General features: G+C 69.2%; 16 protein-coding genes. 13 read left to right on the top strand and 3 right to left on the bottom strand.

The genetic code is table 11. From position 1 onward, the window contains the following. The first annotated feature begins 311 nt into the window (after positions 1-311). Positions 312-1,646 carry a hypothetical protein gene (locus ACWGSM_RS09835; protein ID WP_452322738.1) on the top strand — a complete coding sequence of 445 codons (1,335 nt, stop codon included), beginning with the start codon at positions 312-314 and terminating at the stop codon, positions 1,644-1,646. Continuing rightward, positions 1,643-2,329, top strand: a complete 687-nt coding sequence (locus ACWGSM_RS09840; RefSeq protein ID WP_452322739.1) for a DNA-3-methyladenine glycosylase — start codon at positions 1,643-1,645, stop codon at positions 2,327-2,329. Before ACWGSM_RS09835 ends, ACWGSM_RS09840 begins: the two co-directional genes overlap by 4 nt. A 140-nt stretch (positions 2,330-2,469) precedes the next feature. Here the strand turns inward: ACWGSM_RS09840 and ACWGSM_RS09845 are convergent, their stop codons facing one another. Beyond that, on the bottom strand, positions 2,470-3,474 hold the full coding sequence (locus ACWGSM_RS09845; RefSeq protein WP_452322740.1) for a LacI family DNA-binding transcriptional regulator: 1,005 nt from the start codon (positions 3,472-3,474) through the stop codon (positions 2,470-2,472). Then, a complete protein-coding gene (locus ACWGSM_RS09850; RefSeq protein WP_452322741.1) occupies positions 3,464-4,672 on the bottom strand; it encodes a Gfo/Idh/MocA family protein in 1,209 nt (402 codons plus the stop codon). The genes ACWGSM_RS09845 and ACWGSM_RS09850 overlap by 11 nt, the downstream gene beginning before the upstream one ends. Before the next feature lie 361 nt (positions 4,673-5,033). On the opposite strand from ACWGSM_RS09850, the gene rpmB reads away from it, so the two are divergent. The 6 genes from rpmB (at position 5,034) to ACWGSM_RS09880 (ending at position 9,523) form a co-directional block, all read left to right on the top strand. Next, on the top strand, positions 5,034-5,270 hold the full coding sequence (gene rpmB, locus ACWGSM_RS09855; protein WP_071645079.1) for a 50S ribosomal protein L28: 237 nt from the start codon (positions 5,034-5,036) through the stop codon (positions 5,268-5,270). Beyond that, the gene (gene rpmG / locus ACWGSM_RS09860) at positions 5,270-5,440 is read left to right on the top strand and encodes a 50S ribosomal protein L33 (protein WP_046014935.1); all 171 of its coding nucleotides are present in this window, start codon (positions 5,270-5,272) and stop codon (positions 5,438-5,440) included. The genes rpmB and rpmG overlap by 1 nt, the downstream gene beginning before the upstream one ends. 3 nt (positions 5,441-5,443) lie before the next feature. Beyond that, positions 5,444-5,749 (top strand): 30S ribosomal protein S14, encoded by a 306-nt coding sequence (gene rpsN, locus ACWGSM_RS09865; protein WP_313355641.1) that lies wholly within the window; start codon positions 5,444-5,446, stop codon positions 5,747-5,749. A 263-nt stretch (positions 5,750-6,012) separates the two neighbouring features. After that, positions 6,013-6,843 (top strand): endonuclease domain-containing protein, encoded by an 831-nt coding sequence (locus ACWGSM_RS09870; RefSeq protein ID WP_452322742.1) that lies wholly within the window; start codon positions 6,013-6,015, stop codon positions 6,841-6,843. A 302-nt stretch (positions 6,844-7,145) separates the two neighbouring features. Continuing rightward, complete coding sequence (locus ACWGSM_RS09875) at positions 7,146-7,433, top strand: HU family DNA-binding protein (RefSeq protein ID WP_071645077.1); 288 nt, start codon at positions 7,146-7,148, stop codon at positions 7,431-7,433. A gap of 71 nt (positions 7,434-7,504) precedes the next feature. Then, positions 7,505-9,523 carry a cytochrome c oxidase assembly protein gene (locus ACWGSM_RS09880; protein ID WP_452322743.1) on the top strand — a complete coding sequence of 673 codons (2,019 nt, stop codon included), beginning with the start codon at positions 7,505-7,507 and terminating at the stop codon, positions 9,521-9,523. Positions 9,524-9,527: 4 nt separating this feature from the next. On the opposite strand, the gene ACWGSM_RS09885 is transcribed toward ACWGSM_RS09880, so the two are convergent. Then, positions 9,528-10,628: a hypothetical protein gene (locus ACWGSM_RS09885; RefSeq protein WP_452322744.1), complete on the bottom strand. Its 1,101-nt coding sequence runs from the start codon at positions 10,626-10,628 to the stop codon at positions 9,528-9,530. A gap of 68 nt (positions 10,629-10,696) precedes the next feature. Between ACWGSM_RS09885 and ACWGSM_RS09890 the strand changes: the two genes are divergently transcribed. From ACWGSM_RS09890 to corA, 5 genes are all read left to right on the top strand, one after another. After that, complete coding sequence (locus tag ACWGSM_RS09890; protein WP_452322745.1) at positions 10,697-12,196, top strand: ATP-dependent DNA helicase; 1,500 nt, start codon at positions 10,697-10,699, stop codon at positions 12,194-12,196. Between the two features lie 31 nt (positions 12,197-12,227). Further along, entirely contained in the window at positions 12,228-13,514 is a 1,287-nt protein-coding gene (locus tag ACWGSM_RS09895; protein WP_452322746.1) for a serine hydrolase domain-containing protein, read from the top strand. 20 nt (positions 13,515-13,534) lie between these two features. After that, positions 13,535-14,122 carry a hypothetical protein gene (locus ACWGSM_RS09900; protein WP_452322747.1) on the top strand — a complete coding sequence of 196 codons (588 nt, stop codon included), beginning with the start codon at positions 13,535-13,537 and terminating at the stop codon, positions 14,120-14,122. Positions 14,123-14,207: 85 nt separating this feature from the next. Then, positions 14,208-14,777, top strand: a complete 570-nt coding sequence (locus ACWGSM_RS09905) for a copper resistance protein CopC (protein ID WP_452322748.1) — start codon at positions 14,208-14,210, stop codon at positions 14,775-14,777. 99 nt (positions 14,778-14,876) lie between these two features. Continuing rightward, positions 14,877-15,893: a magnesium/cobalt transporter CorA gene (gene corA, locus ACWGSM_RS09910; RefSeq protein ID WP_452322749.1), complete on the top strand. Its 1,017-nt coding sequence runs from the start codon at positions 14,877-14,879 to the stop codon at positions 15,891-15,893. The last annotated feature ends 17 nt before the right edge of the window (positions 15,894-15,910 follow it).

Consider the following 15,910-nt stretch of genomic DNA (forward strand, 5'->3'; position numbering starts at 1 on the left):
CTCCAGATGTCGGACCGATCGTGGAGACACGTCCGACATCTGGAGTGTCGGCCCCCGGATCGGCGCCGTCCGCAGGGGGGGCCCACGCCCCGGAGCCGACAACCCGGGAGCCCGCAGCCCCGGCGCCCGCACCCCAGGAGCCCGCACCCCAGGAGCCGGTAGCCGCGGAGCCGGCAGCCCCGGCGCCCGCACGCGCGGAGCCCGCACCCCAGGAGCCGGTAGCCCCGGAGTCGGCAGCTCCGGCGCCCGACGCTCCGGCCCCTCCATCCGCAGAGCCGGGCGACCGCCGGTTCACCCTCACGCTGCTGTCGGTGCTCGGCGTCCTGACCCTGATCACCGGAGTGCTCGCCGTCGTCAGCCTCGTGCAGGGCCCCCGCCTCAGCCAGGTGAAGGTCGACCCGGCGCGGGCGATCGAGGCATCCGGCAGCAGACTGATCCTCACCGCCAACCAGAGCCTCGACGCCATCGACCCCGCACAGGTCTCCGTCGAGCCCGCCGTGCCGTTCACGGTCGATGCGCGCGGGCGCAGCGTCGGCATCCGGTTCACCGTCCCGCTGCACGACGACACGACCTACCGGGTCGCCGTGGCCGGTGTCGCCGCCGCCGGCGGGGGCACCGAAGCCGACCTCGAGACGAGCTTCCGCACACCCGCCTCGAGCATCATGCTGCTGCAGCGCTCGGCCGACGGCGCCGACCGGATCTTCCTCTCCGACCTGAGCGGCGAGAAGGCCGCGCCGGTCTTCGAGCATCCGCGTATCAGCGACTACCGCGCCACGACCGACGTGCTCGTCGTCGCCGTCGAGGAGGACGACGGCTCGCGCCTGCTCGTGATGAACCGCGACGGCTCCGACCAGCGTGAACTGCCGCTGCCGGGCGAGGGGTACGTCTCGTCGGTGCAGGTCTCCGACCGCGCGGGTCTGGTCGGATACAGCTACTCCGACCGCGATCTCACCGAGACGACCGGACGCGCCAGTGTGCTCGTGACCCAGGCGCTCAGCGGCGCGGGTGAACCGCGCATCGTGCAGATCGACGGCAAGGAAACGAACGTGGCCGAGTGGCGCTTCGTGCCCGATTCATCGTCGCTGGTGTTCATCGACTTCGACGGCGCCCTGACGGTGGAGGATCCCACCAGCGACGCGGGCGCGCAGCCGATGGGCACCGCGGCGAGCATCCTCGGCGTCAACCGGGGCACGTACACCGCGCTCATCGAGCGCGCCGACGGCAGCTTCGTCGTGCTCGATCTCACTGACGGCACCGAGCAGCCGCTGCCCGCCTCCGACCCCGACTACGGCGACGCGGTCGGCATCGAGGCCTTCCCCGGCGGCACCCTGAGGCACGTCGTGCAGCGCGACGAGCTGGGCATGCCGACCGGTCAGGCCGTCGTGCGGGTCGACGAGCAGGGCGCCGCGACCATGATCGTCGAGGTGAGCGGCGCGGACTCGATCCTGCAGACCTGCGTCTCGCCGAGCGGCCAGTACGCCGCCGTGACGATCGCCCCCGACCTCGCGAGCAACGACTACGACGACCTGCTGCTGCCCCTCCCCGTCACCCTGCACACCAGCCTCATCGACCTCGTCGGCGATCGCGAGCTGCCCACCCTGAGCGGCTTCGACATCTCGTGGTGCCGCACGGCCCCGCTGCCATGACCGTCGACCGCCGAGACCTGCTCGGGCTGCCGATCGAGGTGGCCCCGCGGCTGCTCGGTTCCCGGCTGCGCACCATCGTCGACGGCGTCGAGACGACTGTGCGTATCACCGAGGTCGAGGCGTACCACGGTCGCGGCACCGGCGACCTGCCCGATCCCGGTTCGCACGCGCGGATGGGACCCACCGCCCGCAACGCCACGATGTGGGGCGAGCCCGGCCACCTGTACGTGTACCTCAGCCACGGCATCCACTCGTGCATCAACGTCGTCTGCGGGCCCGAGGGAACGGCGGGCGGAGTGCTGCTGCGCGCCGGCGAGATAGTCGGCGGAGTGGATGCCGCCGCGCACCGTCGCGGCATCGCGACGCCGCTGTCGCGCATCGCGTTGCGCGACCTCGCACGCGGGCCGGGCCGGCTGGGGCAGGCGCTCGGTCTGCGTCACGCCCTGCACGACGGCATCGACTTCGTCTCGGGTGGGGAGCAGAATGGCGCGATCGCCCGGCTGAGCTGGGGTGATCCGGTGGCCGACGTCTCGTCGGGCCCGCGCGTGGGTGTCGCGGGGACGGCCGGAACGGATGCCTTCCCCTGGCGCTTCTGGATCACCGGCGACCCGACCGTGTCGCCGTTCCGGTGGGGGCGCGGCGCGCGGGAGGCGGCACGGACTCTCGAAAGCCAGCGCGACTGAGCGACGGCCATCGCGCTCTCATTCCGTCGACGGCTTCCGATAGAAGATCGACGTCATTCGCTCGTTGACGCAAACATGTCGCCCTCCTCGGGGCGACGAGGATGCGTCGGCATTCCGGCCGGCCCGGGGGCTGGGGGCTCTCAGCTTGCGGGGGTGCACCCGCAGGACTCGCGCACCCGCAGCTCGGTGGCGAACTCATGGTGTCGGCGCTGGTCGCCCGTCTTGAGCAGGATGCTCACCGCGGCATTCGCCATCTCCTCCAGCGGCTGCACCGCTGTGGTCAGCCGCGGCCACACGAAGTCGGCGGCGACGGTGCCGTCGAACGACACGACGGCGATGTCGTGGGGCACGCGCACGCGGTGCTGGCCGAAGGCGGCGAGCATGCCGATCGCGATCTGGTCAGATGCCGCGAGCACCGCTCGCGGTCGGCGGGGAGCCGCCATCAGCTGGATCGCCGCGTCGTAGCCGCCCTGGTGGGTGAACGGCACGTGCACGAGCGGTCCGAGCGGCAGCCCGGCCGCGGCCAGCGCATCGCGCCAGCCTCGTTCACGCTCGTCGTACCGGGCGGCGCTTCCCGCGAACCCGATGTCGCGGTAGCCGTGGCCGATGAGGTGCTCGGTCGCGGCGCGCGCGCCGACCGCGAAGTCGACGCCCACGCTGTGCAGACCGTCGGTCTCACCGAACTGGCCGATCACCACGGTGGGGATGCCGAGCGCCTCGACCAGCGACTGCTCGCGCGCGGTCAGCACGTCGGCGATGATCAGACCGCCGATCTGACGAGAGACGAGATCGCGGATCTGCTCGGACGTCGCCACCTGCTCGCGGTCGGAGTTCACGATCAGCAGTGAGCGGCCGTTGTCGGCGCTGGCCTGATCGAGGGCGTGGCAGAGCTCGGCGAAGAACGGGCTGCGGTTGTCGTGCACGAGCAGGCCGAACATGTCGGCCGAGCCCATCGACAGCGCCCGTGCGGCGGCGTTCGGACGGTAGCCGAGCACGCGCACCGCGTCGAGCACCCGCTCCCGGGTGAGCGGCGCGACGGCTTTCGGCCCATCGTTGAGCACATAGCTGACGACGGCCGTGCTGACGCCGGCATAACGGGCGACGTCGGCCCGGGTCACAGACCGCGGTCGGCGGTCAGCGTGCATGCGGTTGTCCCATATCGGGAATCATAAGCCGCTCGCCGCCCAGACGTGCGGACTCGTGCGCCATCACGCCAGGAAGCGTGAACCGCGCCGCCTGCCAGGCGTTCACCGGCGGCAGCGTCTGATCGGTCACCGCGCGCACGAAATCGTCGACGAGGAAGTGGTGGCTGCCCTCATGCCCGTTGGGCAGCTTCTGCAGCTCGACGGGGATCCGCGCGCGCTCCTGCTCGTGGATCGCCGCGTACCCCGACACGAACGCGTCGCGCAGCGCGGGTGCGATCCTCGACAGGGCGGGATCGTCGGCGGATGCCGAGGGGTCGGTGTCGATGAGATGCGAGATGTCCTCGAGGCCCTGGCGTGTCTGCCACACCGTGGTGCGGGCGATCTGCTCGAACGACCCTTCCGTGCCGAACCAGCGGAAGCGCGATTCCCGCAGGTGGCTGGGATAGCCCACCCTGCGAAACTCGTTGATGCGCATGGATCCGCCGCCCGCGACCTCGAACAGGGCGGTGGAGTTCGAGAAGTCGTTGTCGAACTGGCTGACGCCGCGCTCGAAGACGCCGTCTCCGCGCTGGTCGGTCACGCCGATCGCCGACACCGCCACGGCGTGGGTGGGCCACGCGCCGAGTACGCCGCCGATCGAGTGCGTGGGGTACAGCAGCGGCGGGTAGCTGGCGGTGCTCTTCCACTCCGCGCCGCCCGAGTACTGGTAGGCCTCGTAGAACCCGAGGTCCATGTCGTGGATGTAGTCGCCTTCGCCGTAGAACAGCTGACCGAACTCGCCGGAGGCGAGCTTCTGCCGGGCGTAGACGGTGGCCGGGTTGTAGTAGCTCGTCTCGCCCATCATGTAGGTGAGGCCGGTCTCGCGCACGGCGTCGATGATCGCGCCGATCTCGTCGACGGTCATCGCCATGGGGACGGCGGAGTAGACGTGCTTGCCGGCGCGCAGCGCCTCGACGACCAGCGGGCCGTGCATCCAGCGCTGGGTGAAGATCGCGATCGCGTCGATCGCCGGTGAGGCGACCATCTCGGCGAAGCTGTCGAACGTGCCGGCGAGGCCGGCGGATGTCACCAGGTCGGACGCGCGCGAAGGCACGACGTCCGTGACATGCACGCCAGAGATGCCGGGATGATGATGAAAGAGGGTGGCGAACTGACCTGCGAACTGGCCCGCGCCGACGAGCCCCATGGTGAACGCCATATGCCGCAGTCTCCCATTCGCCGTCAACGGGTGTCAACAAAGGGAAGGGGCCTCGGAACCGTGCCCCTCAGAACGGTTCCGAGACCCCTCGGTTCCCCAGTGATCTACGCGGGTAGAGTACCACGATTCGAGACGATCTGCACAGCCTTTTCTGATGCAGTCGCGGTGCGGCACGGCTGGGTGACCGCGCCGTGCTAGACTGACCCCTTGTCTGTGCACACTCCTGTGCGCAGTTCGTATCCCACTTCCCTCTTCTCGATCTCGGGTCCTGTCATGGGTTCTGAGTCTGTCGAAGGGTGGGATGCAGACAAGGGATCTTGGGTGAGGCCGTCCGGCCTCACGGTAATGAAGGAGTCACAACATGGCAGCAGTGTGCCAGGTGACCGGTGCTGTTCCCGGCTTCGGTCACAACATCTCGCACTCGCACCGCCGGACGAAGCGCCGCTTCGACCCGAACGTGCAGAAGAAGACCTACTACGTGCCGTCGCTCGGTCGTAAGGTCACCCTGAACGTGTCCGCCAAGGGCATCAAGGTGATCGACGCTCGTGGTATCGAGAAGGTCGTCGCGGACCTCAAGGCGAAGGGTGTGAAGCTCTAATGGCCAAGAAGGCTCAGGACGTTCGTCCGATCATCAAGCTCCGTTCGACGGCGGGCACCGGTTACACGTACGTGACCAAGAAGAACCGTCGCAACACCCCCGACCGCCTCGTGCTCAAGAAGTACGACCCGGTGGTCCGCAAGCACGTCGAATTCCGAGAGGAGCGTTGATCCATGGCTAAGAAGAGCAAGATCGCTCGCAACGAGCAGCGCAAGGTCATCGTCGAGCGCTACGCAGAGCGTCGCGCCGAGCTGAAGAAGACGCTCGTCGACCCGAACGCCACCGATGAGGCGCGCGAGGCCGCCCGCATCGGCCTGCAGAAGCTCCCGCGCAACGCGTCGCCCGTGCGGGTGCGCTCGCGTGACGCCATCGACGGCCGCCCCCGTGGCATGCTCACGAAGTTCGGCATCTCGCGTGTCCGCTTCCGTGACATGGCCCACCGTGGCGAGCTGCCCGGCATCACCAAGTCGAGCTGGTAAGCACCAGTCGCAGAAGGGGCGAGTATCTTCGGATCCTCGCCCCTTTCGCATCCCCGCCCGGAGTGCACACATTTCCCCTTCGAGCCACCTGCCGAAACACAGGACTTCACCTGATTCGCAGGATGCATTCCTGCATCCGCTCCTGAGTTTCGCGAGAGATCCTGCATTCCGGATGCCCTGCACATTCCTGGGTTTCGCGGCTCTATTCCCATCTGCCGGGTGCGGCCCCGACTCGGAACCCCTCGCCGGTGGAAGCTCTTCGGATGGACCTGTTCGAAGAGCTGCGTCGGCGCGGCGGGATCACCCGAACGCGTACTCTGCGTGACGCCGGCGTGCCGGAGCACACCATCCGCCGGGCGAAAGCGGAGGGCGCCGTCATCAAGCCGCGCAATGGCTGGGTCGCGCTGCCGGATGCCGACTGGTTCGCGTTGGCGGTGGTGCGTCGAGGTCTCGTTATCAGCTGCGTCAGTCTCGCAGAGCGTCGGGGGCTCTGGGTTCCCGAGCGGCATCAACGGCACGTCGTGGCGTCGCCGCATTCGTCCCGGTTCTCGGTGCCCGAGCATGCCGTCGTCCACTGGGCACAGCCGGTGATACCTCGGGAACCGGATGCCGTGGAAGACGATCTGCGCAACGCACTGGTGCTCGTCGCGCGCTGCCAGCCGCTGGAGACCGCGTTGGTCATCTGGGAATCGGCGCTGAACAAGGACCTCATCGACCGGGCATCCATGGCCAGACTCGACCTTCCCGCTGCCGCCCGCGAAGTGCTCGACCGGGCTCGTCCCTTTGCCGATTCCGGCCTCGAGACGATCATCATTCACCGGCTGCAGTGGCTGCGGCTGCCGATGCTCGCTCAGGCTTGGCTGTACGGGCACCGCGTCGATCTGCTGATCGGGAAGCGCCTGGTCATTCAGTTGGACGGCGCCACGCATACGGGCCCGCAGCGAACGAGCGACATCGCCCATGACGCGCTGCTCGCGCTCCACGGCTTCCACGTGCTTCGATTCAGCTACGAGCAGGTGATGGATCAATGGGAGCAGGTGCAGGCGGTGATCACCGAGGCCGTCGCCCAGGGTCTGCATCTCGCCGATCGATGACCGCGTGAATATCAGGAGTGCACGCGAAATGCAGGAGCGGGGCGGGCATCCGCTCCTGCATTCCGGGAGAACTCCTGCATTTCGCGCGCGGAGCCGCCGGCCCCGCGCAGCGCCCGGGCCGACCGAATCTGTGACTGAAGTGACCAAAGTGACGCAACTCGCCGGGAAATCGCGCCAAAACCCGCGAAATGACGCGGATTCCTGTGCTGTGGTTGGTACATTCGAGGCGGTCGAACGACCGACGGGGGTCTCTCCCTCGAAATCAACACGATGCGACGGACCGTCGTCGCTGGAGGAGTGACATGGCTGACAAGTCCATCACCAAGACCGAGCTCGTCGCGAGCATCGCTTCCGCTACCGGCGAGAGCCAGGCCACCGTTTCGCGCGTGCTCGACTCGCTGTTCACCACCGTCTCGGACGCCGTTGCCAAGGGCAGCAAGGTCTCGATCCCGGGCTGGATCGCGTTCGAGCAGGTCGACACCGCTGCCCGCACCGGCCGCAACCCGCAGACCGGCGCCGAGATCAAGATCCCGGCCGGCAAGCGCGTCAAGGTCACCGCTGGCTCCAAGCTGAAGGCAGCCGTCAAGTAAGACCGCTTGCCGTACGTGAAGGCCGTCCCTCCGGGGGCGGCCTTCCGTCGTATCGGTCGTAGGCTGGAGGGGTGAATCCGTACCGTCTCGCTGGCCTGGCGATCCTCGTCGTCAGCGGGATCGCGGGCGTCATCGCCGCCCTGATCGTCGGCGGCGGCGCGGTGCCCCCGAAGCTGCTCGACCCCGGCCCCATCGTCATGTGGGGTCTGCCGACCGTGAAACTCGTCGCCAACCTCGGCGCTGCCGCGATGTTCGGCTCGCTCGTGCTGGCGCTGTTCGGACTGCGCGCAAGTACCCGGCCGTTCGAACTCGCGGTCGACACGGCATCCGTCGGCGCCGCCGTCTTCACCATCGGCTCGGGAGCTACCGCCTTCCTCACCTTCATGGCGGCGTTCAACCCCAAGCTCAGCGCCGACCGCGGCTTCGGCGAGCAGTTCGGCCGCTACCTGCTCGAACTGCCGCTCGGCCAGGCATGGCTGATCAGCACGCTGATGGGTGCCGTGATCACGCTGCTGCTGTTCGGCTGGCGCAGCTGGACGGGCATCATGCTCACCGCCGTGCTGGCCGCGGCATCGTTCCTGCCGATGGCCACCCAGGGCCACTCGGGCGACGTCGCCGGTCACACCGTCGCCGTCAACGCGATCCTGATGCACACGATCGGGGCCGCCGTGTGGGTCGGCGGCCTGCTGCTGCTGGTCATCCTGCGCCACCTCGACGCCAACGCGGGCAAGGCCGGCAAGGCGGGCAAGGCGAAGAACGCGAAGCCGGATGCCCGGATCGACCTGCCCGTGCTCGTCGCACGCTACTCGTCGCTGGCGATCGCCGCGTTCGTGGTTGTCGGGTTCTCGGGAGTCGCACGCACCGTGGTGGCGCTGGGAGAGTGGAGTGAGCTTCTCTCGCCGTACGGTCTGATCGTCATCGGCAAGACGGTCGCCCTCCTCGGCCTCGGACTCTTCGGGGCGTGGTACCGCCGCCGGCTCATCCCGCATCTCGAGGGCGCCCGCGAGAAGCGCGCGTTCTGGTCGCTGATCCTCGGCGAGCTCGCGCTGATGGGCATCGCCTCGGGTGCCGCCGCCGCGCTCGCCCGCACGCCCCCGCCGCTCGGCGAGCAGGCGCCCGCCGTGCAGACCCCCGCCGAGCGCCTCACTCGCTCGCCGCTGCCGCCAGAGCTGACCGTCAGCCGCTGGTTCACGTCATTCGACCTCGACGTGCTGTGGATCGCGGCCGTCGGCTTCGGGGTATTCCTCTACATCGCGGGGATCGTCCGGCTGCGCCGCCGGGGGGATGCCTGGCCACCGCACCGCACGATCTTCTGGATGGTCGGCCTGGCGCTGCTGCTGTGGGTCACCAGCGGTCCGATCAACGAGTACCAGGACTACCTGTTCAGCGTGCACATGCTCGGCCACATGCTGCTCGGCATGGGCATCCCGGTGCTGCTGGTGATGGGGGCGCCGGTGACGCTCGCGTTGCGTGCCATCCGCAAGCGCGACGACGGCACCCGGGGCGGACGCGAGTGGATCCTGTGGGCCGTGCACTCGCCGTACTCACGCTTCATCACGCACCCGTTCGTCGCCGCCGCCATCTTCGTGCTGTCGTTGTGGGCGTTCTACTTCACCGATCTGGTGCGCTGGGCGATGTACGACCACCTCGGGCACGAGTGGATGATCATACACTTCCTCATCTCGGGCTACCTGTTCGTGCTGACGCTGATCGGCGTCGATCCGATCCCGTACCGCCTGCCGTACGCGGGCCGCCTGATCACGTTGATCGCGGTGATGGCCATGCACGCGTTCTTCGGCATGGCGATCATGATGCAGGAGGGTCTGTTCGTCGCGGACTGGTTCGGGTCGATGGGCCGCACGTGGGGACCGACGCCGATGGAGGACCAGTACATCGGAGGCGGCATCGCGTGGTCGGTGGGCGAGATCCCGACTCTGATCCTTGCGGTGACGCTCGCGATCCAGTGGTCGAGGTCGGATGCCAAGGTGCAGCGTCGACGTGATCGGCACGCCGACCGCACCGGGGATGCCGAGCTGGAGGAGTACAACGCGCGCCTCGCGAGAATGGCCGAGCGCGACCGGGTGCGCTGAGCCGTCAGTCCTCGAGGGTCGGCTGGTCGCCGTCGGGAGAGCCGACCCGGATCGACACCGATCCGTCGGGGAGGACGGTCGCGGTGCCGTTCACCTTGAACGGCACGTCCTGCGACACCTTGCGCACGGTGCCGTCGAAGAGCGACTGGATCCTCACCTCGATGTGCGCCGTGGCGTCGGCGGGCGGCAGCGCCCACCCGCCGCCGTCGGGCACGAGGCTGACGACAGGCTGCGCGATGATCGACCACTTCGGCACGGTGTCGGGGGCGAGCCGGTTGTGCAGCTGCAGACCGAACGGACAGCGGGTGGGCTGCAGCACCTCCTGCGTCGCGCAGTCGGTGAGGAACTGCTCGACCTGCTGCTGCACGACCTCGATGAACTTCTCGGTGGGCTGGGCCTGCACGTCCACCGGCGTGCGGGCGAGCGCCGTGTCGGCGAGCACGCTCACACCAGGGGTCGACGAGATGGCGGTGTCGACGGTCACCGAGTACCTGCCGGGGGTGAACACCAGCAGATGAAGGGGGTCGAGGGGTGCGGCGCCCCCGCCGTCCACAGAGACCTGACGCCGGTCGATCGCGAATCCGTTCACGGCGAAGACGTCGGCGCCGCGCACGGTGAGCTCGATCTCGGCCAGCGGGCTGGCCGTGAAGCGCCAGTTCGGGGTCACTCCCACCCAGCCGTCCTGTGCGATGGTGAAGGTCGACGTGCCACGCACCCCGCCGGCGCGGTAGTCGACGACGATCTGGTGCACGCCATCCTTCGTGCCCTCCTCGGTGACCGTCACGTCGGTGAGCGGGGCGAGGGCGGCCCGGCGCAGCAGCGCCTCGGAGGCGGACGCGTCGATCCCGGCATCCTGCAGCACCGCGAGGTCGAGCGAGACGCCGGGCACCTGCAGCGCCTCGGCGGCGCGACCGCTCGAGAGAAGATCGACGTATCGCTGCACGAAGGCGGAAGGGCTGTAGAACGACTGGTACAGCGACATCCCGCCGGCGGTGAGGGCGGTGAACAGCAGCACGCCGATGACGGCCAGCAGGGTGAGGTCGGATCGCAGGCTGGAGCGTCTGCGCGGGCGCGCTCGCCCCGGTGATACCCGCCCCTGCATCATGGCGCAATTCTAAGGAGTCAGCGCTGGGACGGAGCCGAACGCACGCGGCGAAGACTTAACATAGGGGCGTGTCCGTCGCCCTCTCCGAAGAACAGCACGCACTGTTCCGACTCATCGAGGACACCGATGAGCACGTCTTCATCACCGGTCGCGCCGGCACCGGCAAGTCGACCCTCCTGCAGCACTTCGCGTGGAACACGAAGAAGCAGATCGCGATCTGCGCGCCCACCGGCGTCGCCGCGCTGAACGTCGAGGGGCAGACGATCCACTCGCTCTTCCGGCTGCCGATCGGGCTCATCGCCGAGAGCGAGATCGAGCAGTCGGATGCGACCCGGCGCATCCTCAACGCGATCGAGACGCTCGTCATCGACGAGATCTCGATGGTGAACGCCGATCTGATGGATGCCATCGACCGTTCTCTCCGGCAGGCGCGCGGCAAGAGAGGCATCCCGTTCGGCGGGGTGCAGATCGTCATGTTCGGCGACCCGTACCAGCTCGCGCCCGTGCCGCCTCGCGGCGACGAGCTGCGCTACATCCAGGATCACTACCGCTCGTTCTGGTTCTTCGACGCCAAGGTGTGGACCGGTGGCGCTTCGACAGGCTCGGCGACCCATGATGTGATGCTGGACATCGGCAACTACGGCGCGACGCTGCGCGTGCACGAGCTGGTGCACATCCACCGCCAGTCCGACGACGGGTTCAAGGCGATGCTCAACGCCGTGCGCTACGGACGCGTCACCGCCGACATCGCCGGGGTGCTGAACGAGAGGGGCGCACGCACACCGCCCGAACCCGAGCCGGGGGAGGTGCCGATCATCACGCTCGCGACGCGCAACGACATCGTGAACAACATCAATCGGCGCCATCTCGCCGCACTCCCCGGCCGTGAGCAGACCGCGCACGCCGAGGTCTCGGGTGACTTCGGCCGCGGTGAGGCGAACTACCCCGCCGACGCCGAGCTCAAGCTCAAGGTGGGCGCACAGGTGATGTTCCTGCGCAACGACATCGCGATGCAGGGCGAGCCCCCGCGCTGGGTGAACGGGTCGATCGGCACGGTCACGCGCATCCTCGGCGATACCGTTCGCGTCGATGTCGACGGCGACGAGTTCGATGTCGAGCCGGCGGTGTGGGAGAGATTCCGCTACGCATACAACCCGGGCACGAAGACCCTCACCCGCGAGGTCGCCGCGGAGTTCACCCAGTTCCCGCTGCGCCTGGCCTGGGCGGTCACCATCCACAAGTCGCAGGGGAAGACCTACGATCGCGCGGTCGTCGATCTCGGATCGGGCGCCTTCGCGCCCGGGCAGACGTATGTCGCGCTGTCGCGGCTCACGTCGCTCGACGGGCTGTACCTCTCGCGCCCGCTGCGGCCGAGAGACATCCGCGTCGACGAGGACGTGCGCCGCTTCATGCGCGAGGCGTGGGAGGCCCGCCAGGCCGAGAGGGCCGAGACGGACGAGAGGGCCGAGACGGCCGAGAGGGCCGAGACGGCCACGAGCGCCGACCCGGATCGGAAGACGCCGGAACCGGGTGCCGTCACGGGCGGCCTCTCAGCCTCGTCGCCCTAGACTCGGAGAGTCCATCCCGGGGGAGTGTCCTATGCATCTTCGTTCGTCGCGCCGTGTGCGCGCAGCCGTGGGCGGCGCGCTCGCACTGGCTCTCGCACTGACCGGCTGCACCGCGTCGGATGCCGACTTCAGCTACACGCCACCGAAGCAGGTCGACGCGAAGCTGCCCGACGACGTGACCGGGCAGCTGCAGGCGGCCGTCGAACAGGCGATCATCGCGAGCGGCTCGTCGGGCGCGATCGTCGGCGTCTGGGTGCCCTGGAGCGGCCAGTGGGTCACCGGCCTCGGCACGCAGGGTCCGGGTGGTGCCGAGGTCACCGCCGACATGTCGTTCCGCGTCGCGGACGTGACGCGGCTGATGACCTGCGATGTGCTCTACGGCATGGTAGACGACGGCACGGTCGAGCTCGACGCTCCCGTGCCCAAGTACGTCTCCGGCGTCGCCGACCTCTCCGACATCACCCTGCTCGACCTGTGCAACGGCACGAGCGGCGTCGGCTCCTCGGAGGGCGTGGTCAAGCCGTACTGGCTGAACACGCCGGCGCGCGAGTGGGCGCCCATGCAGCTGGCGAGCTTCGGGCTGGGCACCGGCCGCACGCCCGCGCACACCGAGTACCGCGAGTCGGATGCCGGGTACCTCATGCTCGGCATGGCGCTGGAGCGCATCTCCGGCCGCAGCGCGTCCGAGCTGATCGCGAAGTACGTCACGGGGCCGCTCGAGCTGCCGTCCACCTCGCTTCCGCCGCGCGAGTCGGCGGCGCCCGCACCGGCGCCCGCGCTCAAGGGCACGTACCTGCCCGCAGTCGAAGGCGGCGGATACGACTGCGCCGCGCCCGTCGACATCACCGAGAGCTCCTCGAGCATCGGCTTCACCGACTCGGGCGTCGTGTCGACCATCACCGACCTCGGCCGCTACGCCCAGGCCGAGGCCCGCCAGGCGCTGCGCGCGAAGAACGCCGAGCCGGCGCGCTTCGGCGCTCCCCTCCCCGCCGGCGCCGACGCGCCGAGCTGGTACCAGGCGACGGGCGGCGGCTACCTCGTGGGATCGATGATCGGACAGCACGGCTGGGTGCCCGGCTACGCGACGGCGGCCTACTCCGACCCGGCCACCGGCTTCACCGTGGCGGTCACGCTCAACGGCTCGTCCGCCGGCGGCTCGATGGCCGCGTACCTCGCCTGGGAGCTCGCGGCGATCGCGTCGAAGGCGCCGGCGGCCGAGGGGCAGACAGCTCCCGAGTTCGGCCTGCCCTTCACGGCCGAGCAGTACGCGCAGAGCATCGCCGATGCGGCGATCTGCGCGCCACCGGCAGCGGAGTGACTCCGTGAAAGGATGGGAAGGTGCGCTCGTCTGGTAGGTCTCGGCTCCTCCGGGGCTTCGCGGGCGCCTCGGTCTCGACCTTCGTCGCCCTCGCCTCCCACGTCGGCGTCGGCGGTCAGATGCCCGGGATGCTCGGCATCGCCGTTCCGTGGCTGCTGTCGTTCATGGTGTGCACGCTGCTCTCGGGCATCCGCCTCTCGGCCATCCGGCTGACGTTCTCGGTGATGGTGTCGCAGGCGCTGTTCCACGTGCTGTTCGTGCTCGGCGCGATCACGCCGCGTGGCGTTATCGCACCGCACGTCCACGGGCCGCTCACGCTCCCGGCCGGCAGCCCCGTGCTCGTCCCCGAGGACGCGGGCATGTGGGTCGCGCACGGTGTCGCTGCCATGATCACCGTGATCGCCCTGCACCGCGGTGAGCGCCTGATCCAGACGCTCATCGCTCTGGCATCCGCCGTCGTCCGCTGGCTGACCCGCGCCGTCGCCATCACGCCGGCCGTTCCCGCCATCCCCGCCCGGCCGCGGTGGGTGGCGCTCACGGCACCGCGTCGAACCGATCAGCGGCGGAGCCCGCTGCGCCGACGCGGCCCGCCTCTTCGCGTCGTCTGATCCATCGCCGCCCACGGGCAGCGCCGGGCGCTCGCGCGCCTTTCCAGATGACTCGCCGCTTCACGGCATCAAGAAAGAGGTCTCCATGTTCCGTATCCGCACCATCATCGCCGCGCTCGCCGTGGCCGCCGTCGCCACGCTCGCCGTCGCCGCGCCCGCGTCGGCTCACGACACGATCGTCTCGAGCACGCCGGCGGCCGATTCGCAGCTCACCACCGCGCCGACGGAGGTCGTGCTCACCTTCTCGAACGCCCTGCTCTCGCTCGACGAGAACAGCGGCACCGCCCTGACCGTCGTCGACGAGTCGGGCAAGGACTGGGTCGCCGGGTCGCCGACGGTCGCCGCCGACACGGTCACGGTTCCGCTGGCCGAGGGGATGCCCGCTGGCGCCTACACGGTCACCTGGCAGGTCGTCTCGAGCGACGGCCACCCGACGTCGGGGGAGTACGCGTTCTCGCTGACCGCGTCCGAGGCCTCCGCGACGCCCACCCCGACCGAGACGGCTGCGGCAGAGCCGACCGAGCAGCCCTCCGATGCGGCGCAGCCTGACGAGCAGTCCGATGCGATGCCCTGGCCGGTGCTGATCGGGCTCGGCGTCGTGCTGCTCGCCGGAATCGTCACGGCGATCGTGATCACCGCGCGCCGCAAGCGCTGACATCATCTGATCGAACGGGCCCCGCCGTGCAGCGGCGGGGCCCGTTCGCGGTGATACGTTCGGCGACAGCGCGAATTCGGCGGGTTCGGGAGGCAGGGCATGGCGATCGTCGACAACGGCATCTACGTGGACGGCGCGCGCACAGCGAATCCCCGCAGCATCGACGAGACGTTCGAACTGATGCGCGAGCGCGGCGGCATGGGCTGGATCGGCCTGTATCGACCTGATGCCGCAGAGCTGCAGGCGGTGGCCGCTGAGTTCACACTGCACGCACTCGCGGTCGAAGACGCCCTGCGGGGGCATCAGCGACCCAAGCTCGAGCACTACGAGGACCATCTCTTCGTCGTGCTGCGACCGGCCCGCTACCTCGACGTCGAGGAGGAGGTGGAGTTCGGCGAGGTGCACGTGTTCGTCGGGCGCGACTTCGTCGTCACCGTGCGCCACGCCGAGGAGCCCGACCTCGGGCATGTGCGCCGCCGCCTGGAGGCCGACCGCGAGCTGCTCGCCCAGGGCCCGGAGGCCGTGCTGTACGCGATCCTCGACGAGGTGGTCGACAGGTACGCGCCGGTTCTCGCCGGACTCGAGAACGACATCGACGAGATCGAGAACCAGCTGTTCGTCGACGACGTCGACGCGACGCAGCGCATCTACGAGCTCTCGCGCGAGGTGCTCGAGTTCCAGCGCGCCGCGCAGCCGCTGACGGACATCGTCGGCGGCCTGCTGCGCGAGGGTGAGAGGCGGGGAGCGGATGCCGAGCTGCAGCGCCGCCTGAGAGACGTGCACGACCACGCCATCCGGGTCGCCGACCGGGCCGCCACCTTCCGCGCGGTGCTCGAGAACGCGCTGACCGTCGAGTCGACGATCGTCGCACGCCGGCAGAACGAGGAGATGCGGCGGATGACCCAGGAGAGCATTCGTCAGGGCGACCAGATGAAGCGGATCTCGGCCTGGGCGGCGATCCTGTTCGCGCCGACCCTGATCGGGTCGATCTACGGGATGAACTTCCGCGTCATGCCCGAACTGCACTGGGCCTTCGGGTATCCGCTCTCTATCGCGGCGATGACCGCGCTCGGCGGCGGCCTCTACCTCGCCTTCAAGCGCAAGGGCTGGCTGTAGCGACGTGTGACGCCGCG

It is taken from the genome of Microbacterium sp. NPDC055521, assembly GCF_053619695.1.